The sequence below is a fragment of the Ligilactobacillus sp. RTP31139st1_D10_RTP31139_211217 genome (assembly GCF_040226755.1).
In the GTDB taxonomy this organism is placed as follows: Bacteria; Bacillota; Bacilli; order Lactobacillales; family Lactobacillaceae; genus Ligilactobacillus; species Ligilactobacillus animalis.
In genome coordinates, this window is the sequence record NZ_JBCOAR010000014.1 from 40,451 (window position 1) to 44,441 (window position 3,991).

Below are 3,991 nucleotides of genomic sequence, written 5' to 3' on the forward strand. Positions count from 1 at the left end.
ACTCAAGTTATTCAAGCTCTTCAATTCTTGCAAACTCATATTGTGGTTTTTAGCGATCCGGTATAAAGAGTCACCCGCCTTGACAGTGTAAGTCCCATTGCCACTTGTTTGCGTTTGGCCCGCATTATTATTGTTAGTCGTTGGTGTTTGATTCGTGTCAACTGACGAACCCCCAACATCATAAGCTGTTAAATTATAGGCCTGGATCACTCGGATCAATTTATCCGCATAGTCTGGTGCAGTCGCATATGTTCCATATACCCCATAACGCAGATTTTGCGCGGCAATTGCATAATTAGCCGAATTAGCCCGCGTAGATTTAGGGAAACGGGTCGTGATCACATTTGCATAGCCATTTAAAGATTCTGCATAGCTTGAATAACGTTGGAATTTATCATAGATCGTATGGTAGGAACCATTATAAAATTCCTGCGTTGGTAACTCAATATATGCCCCTGAGCCTGACCACTTGACCCCGAAAAGATTGTAAGCTGAGGTCGATAAATAACTACCACCCCATCCGCTTTCAAGGGCAGCTTGCGCGATCATCAAAGATGCATATAGTCCGCGTTGTTGAGCGACCTGTTGTGCAGGACCAGCGATATTATTCAAAAATATTTGCACATTTCCTGGATAAGCCCGTGAAACACTGACTGTTGGTGTAGTAGCTGAATTAGGTACTGCTTGACTAGCTGGAGCAACTTGACTTTGGTCTTGGGTAGGTGTTGCAGATCGATCTTGTATCTGAGTTTGCGCTGTTTGTGCCGAAACTTGACTTTGTTCATTTATATTATTGGAATTTGCACTAGTATTTTCATTATTATTATTAGATGATGTATTTTGATCGATCTGAACCGTATCTGCTTGCGCCTTAGCTTTACTCAAAACTAAACCAGCTGTTCCCATCAAAACAGTCGTTCCAATATATGTCGTAGCTTTTTTGACAGATTTTATATTTTCAGATAACAGTTGTTGTTTTTTATTCTCAAGACGTTCTTTTCTACTCTTCAAAATTCGACCCTCCTAATATTTAAAAAATTATAATAATTGCTTAATTTAAAACCTTACTTCGATTATATCCTCTATCGCTGATTCATGCTAGCTTTTTCACTCCAATTAATATAAAAAGAGCACTAGTCCGTATCGACTAATGCTCAAAAATAGTTATAATTTTTAATCTAAATTCAATTCTGCCTTCAATTCAGCAACCTTATCCGTTTTTTCCCAAGGCAACTCAACATCAGTCCGTCCAAAATGACCATAAGCAGCAGTTTGCTTATAGATCGGACGACGAAGATCAAGCATTTCAATGATCCCCGCTGGGCGCAGATCAAAAATCTTGCGAATAGCTGCAACTAGTGCTTGATTGCTTACTTTCGAGGTTCCAAATGTGTCGACCGCGATCGAGACTGGTTGTGCGACCCCAATAGCATATGCGATCTGAACCTCAACTTGAGATGCGATCCCAGCAGCTACGATATTTTTAGCAATATAACGTGCAGCATAGCTAGCTGAACGGTCTACTTTAGTAGCATCCTTACCAGAGAAAGCACCACCACCATGATGAGCAAAACCGCCATAAGTATCAACAATGATCTTGCGACCGGTCAGCCCTGCATCGCCTTGTGGTCCACCGATAACGAAGCGTCCAGTTGGATTGATGAAATATTTTGTTTTCTCATCAAGCAACTCAGCTGGAATCTCCGTTTGGATAACTTTTTCTAAAATATCTTGTCTAATTTGTTCCAACCCAATTTCAGCTGCATGTTGTGTTGATAAAACAACTGTATCAACGCGCAAAGGTTTACCATCGTCAGCATATTCAACGGTAACTTGTGCCTTAGCATCAGGTCCTAAATAGGTAAGTTCGCCTGACTTGCGCACTTGAGCGATCTTACGCATCAACCGATGGCTCAATGCGATCGGTAATGGCATCAATTCAGGTGTTTCATCGATCGCATAACCAAACATCAAGCCTTGATCACCCGCACCGATCTGATCGAGCGGATCTGCTTGACCCTCTTTTGTTTCCAATGAGTTATCGACACCTAAAGCGATATCAGCTGATTGTTCATCGATCGCAGTCAAAACAGCACAATTATCGCCGTCGAAACCGTATTTGCCATTAGTATAGCCGATCTCTTTGATCGTATCGCGTACTACTTTTTGAATATCAACATACTTATTAGTTGAAATTTCACCGACAACAACTACTAAACCTGTAGTAACAGTTGTTTCTGCTGCTACACGTGCATTGGAATCTTTTTCCAACAATGCATCTAAGATCGCATCACTGATTTGATCTGCGATTTTATCTGGATGTCCTTCTGAGACTGATTCTGATGTAAATAAATGTCTTTCTGACACTTTGAATTCCCCCATTTCAATTTTGTGGTTACAAGGCATCTTCACTAGATAGTGAATCCTATCGGGAATGAGTGAGTTGTAACGTTCTTATTCTAACACAAGATTTCACTTATTCAAGGTAAAAGGCCTAAATATTTGCAAAAGGTTTTCTTAGATATAAAAAAAGACTAGGTAAAGTTACCTAGTCCCAAGAAATACCGGTGATCGGGGTCGAACCGATACGTCCTCAACGGACACTGGATTTTGAGTCCAGCGCGTCTGCCAATTCCGCCACACCGGCATCAAGGGCGATAGATGGGAATCGAACCCACGAGTGCCGGAGCCACAATCCGGTGCGTTAACCACTTCGCCACTATCGCCATAGCCAATATACTATATAATAATACTACATCTAACTTTACTTGTAAATAAAGTTAGGTTGATTTCATAAAAAAAGCTACCATAACGGCAGCCAAAATATAAAGTCACAACGGTCCTAACCGGATTTGAACCGGTGATCTCCTGCGTGACAGGCAGGCGTGATAACCCCTACACCATAGGACCATATTGCGGGAGCAGGATTTGAACCTACGACCTTCGGGTTATGAGCCCGACGAGCTACCAGACTGCTCCATCCCGCGATAATTATATATTGTGATGACCCGTACGGGATTCGAACCCATGTTACCGCCGTGAAAGGGCGGTGTCTTAACCACTTGACCAACGGGCCATATTAACGGAGAAGGAGGGATTTGAACCCTCGCGCCGTGTTACCGGCCTACACCCTTAGCAGGGGCGCCTCTTCAGCCACTTGAGTACTTCTCCAGATGGGCCTAAGTGGACTCGAACCACCGACCTCACGCTTATCAGGCGTGCGCTCTAACCAGCTGAGCTATAGGCCCATTTAACACTTAAGCGGGTGACGAGAATCGAACTCGCGACAACAGCTTGGAAGGCTGTGGTTTTACCACTAAACTACACCCGCATATAATGTTGTTAATGGCGCGGGACGGAATCGAACCGCCGACACAAGGAGCTTCAATCCTTTGCTCTACCGACTGAGCTACCGAGCCATATTTACGGTCCTAACCGGATTTGAACCGGTGATCTCCTGCGTGACAGGCAGGCGTGATAACCCCTACACCATAGGACCATTATTGCGGGAGCAGGATTTGAACCTACGACCTTCGGGTTATGAGCCCGACGAGCTACCAGACTGCTCCATCCCGCGATAATAAAAAGGAGGATAAGAGATTCGAACTCTTGCGTGGTTTGACCCACCTGACGGTTTTCAAGACCGTTCCCTTCAGCCAGACTTGGGTAATCCTCCATAATATTTAGTTACATACTATGATCCATCTAATAAATAGATCAAATGGACCTTGTAGGACTCGAACCTACGACCGGACGGTTATGAGCCGTCTGCTCTAACCAACTGAGCTAAAGGTCCGAGGCACTAGTACGTAAATCGCGGCGGAGGGGATCGAACCCCCGACCTCCCGGGTATGAACCGGACGCTCTAGCCAGCTGAGCTACACCGCGATGTTGATTTTAAGAACTTTCGTTCAATCGGGAAAACAGGATTCGAACCTGCGACCCCCTGGTCCCAAACCAGGTGCTCTACCAAGCTGAGCTATTTCCCGAT

Annotated in this window: 2 protein-coding genes, 15 tRNA genes and 1 riboswitch; all 17 genes read right to left on the reverse strand. The window is 44.2% G+C overall.

Features of this window, described 5'->3' with window-relative positions; genetic code table 11:
• The coding region (locus ABT996_RS08530) for a glucosaminidase domain-containing protein (protein WP_349924664.1) at positions 1-1,011 on the reverse strand (1,011 nt) is incomplete at its 3' end.
• A gap of 162 nt (positions 1,012-1,173) precedes the next feature.
• A complete protein-coding gene (gene metK / locus ABT996_RS08535; RefSeq protein ID WP_035448796.1) occupies positions 1,174-2,367 on the reverse strand; it encodes a methionine adenosyltransferase in 1,194 nt (397 codons plus the stop codon).
• Positions 2,365-2,454: riboswitch (SMK box riboswitch) on the reverse strand. Its footprint overlaps the gene before it by 3 nt.
• A 108-nt stretch (positions 2,455-2,562) precedes the next feature.
• Positions 2,563-2,647: transfer RNA gene (locus ABT996_RS08540), tRNA-Leu, on the reverse strand.
• Positions 2,648-2,653: 6 nt separating this feature from the next.
• Positions 2,654-2,726 (reverse strand) — tRNA-His (locus ABT996_RS08545).
• A gap of 111 nt (positions 2,727-2,837) precedes the next feature.
• Positions 2,838-2,910: transfer RNA gene (locus ABT996_RS08550), tRNA-Asp, on the reverse strand.
• Between the two features lie 3 nt (positions 2,911-2,913).
• Positions 2,914-2,987, reverse strand: a tRNA-Met gene (locus tag ABT996_RS08555).
• Positions 2,988-3,004: 17 nt separating this feature from the next.
• Positions 3,005-3,076, reverse strand: a tRNA-Glu gene (locus ABT996_RS08560).
• 7 nt (positions 3,077-3,083) lie between these two features.
• A tRNA-Ser gene (locus ABT996_RS08565) sits at positions 3,084-3,171 on the reverse strand.
• Between the two features lie 3 nt (positions 3,172-3,174).
• Positions 3,175-3,248: transfer RNA gene (locus tag ABT996_RS08570), tRNA-Ile, on the reverse strand.
• Positions 3,249-3,260: 12 nt separating this feature from the next.
• Positions 3,261-3,331, reverse strand: a tRNA-Gly gene (locus ABT996_RS08575).
• A gap of 15 nt (positions 3,332-3,346) precedes the next feature.
• Positions 3,347-3,419, reverse strand: a tRNA-Phe gene (locus tag ABT996_RS08580).
• A 7-nt stretch (positions 3,420-3,426) separates the two neighbouring features.
• A tRNA-Asp gene (locus ABT996_RS08585) sits at positions 3,427-3,499 on the reverse strand.
• 4 nt (positions 3,500-3,503) lie between these two features.
• Positions 3,504-3,577: transfer RNA gene (locus ABT996_RS08590), tRNA-Met, on the reverse strand.
• A 9-nt stretch (positions 3,578-3,586) separates the two neighbouring features.
• Positions 3,587-3,676, reverse strand: a tRNA-Ser gene (locus ABT996_RS08595).
• 46 nt (positions 3,677-3,722) lie between these two features.
• Positions 3,723-3,796 (reverse strand) — tRNA-Ile (locus ABT996_RS08600).
• A gap of 18 nt (positions 3,797-3,814) precedes the next feature.
• Positions 3,815-3,888 (reverse strand) — tRNA-Met (locus tag ABT996_RS08605).
• A gap of 27 nt (positions 3,889-3,915) precedes the next feature.
• Positions 3,916-3,989 (reverse strand) — tRNA-Pro (locus tag ABT996_RS08610).
• Positions 3,990-3,991 lie beyond the last annotated feature (2 nt).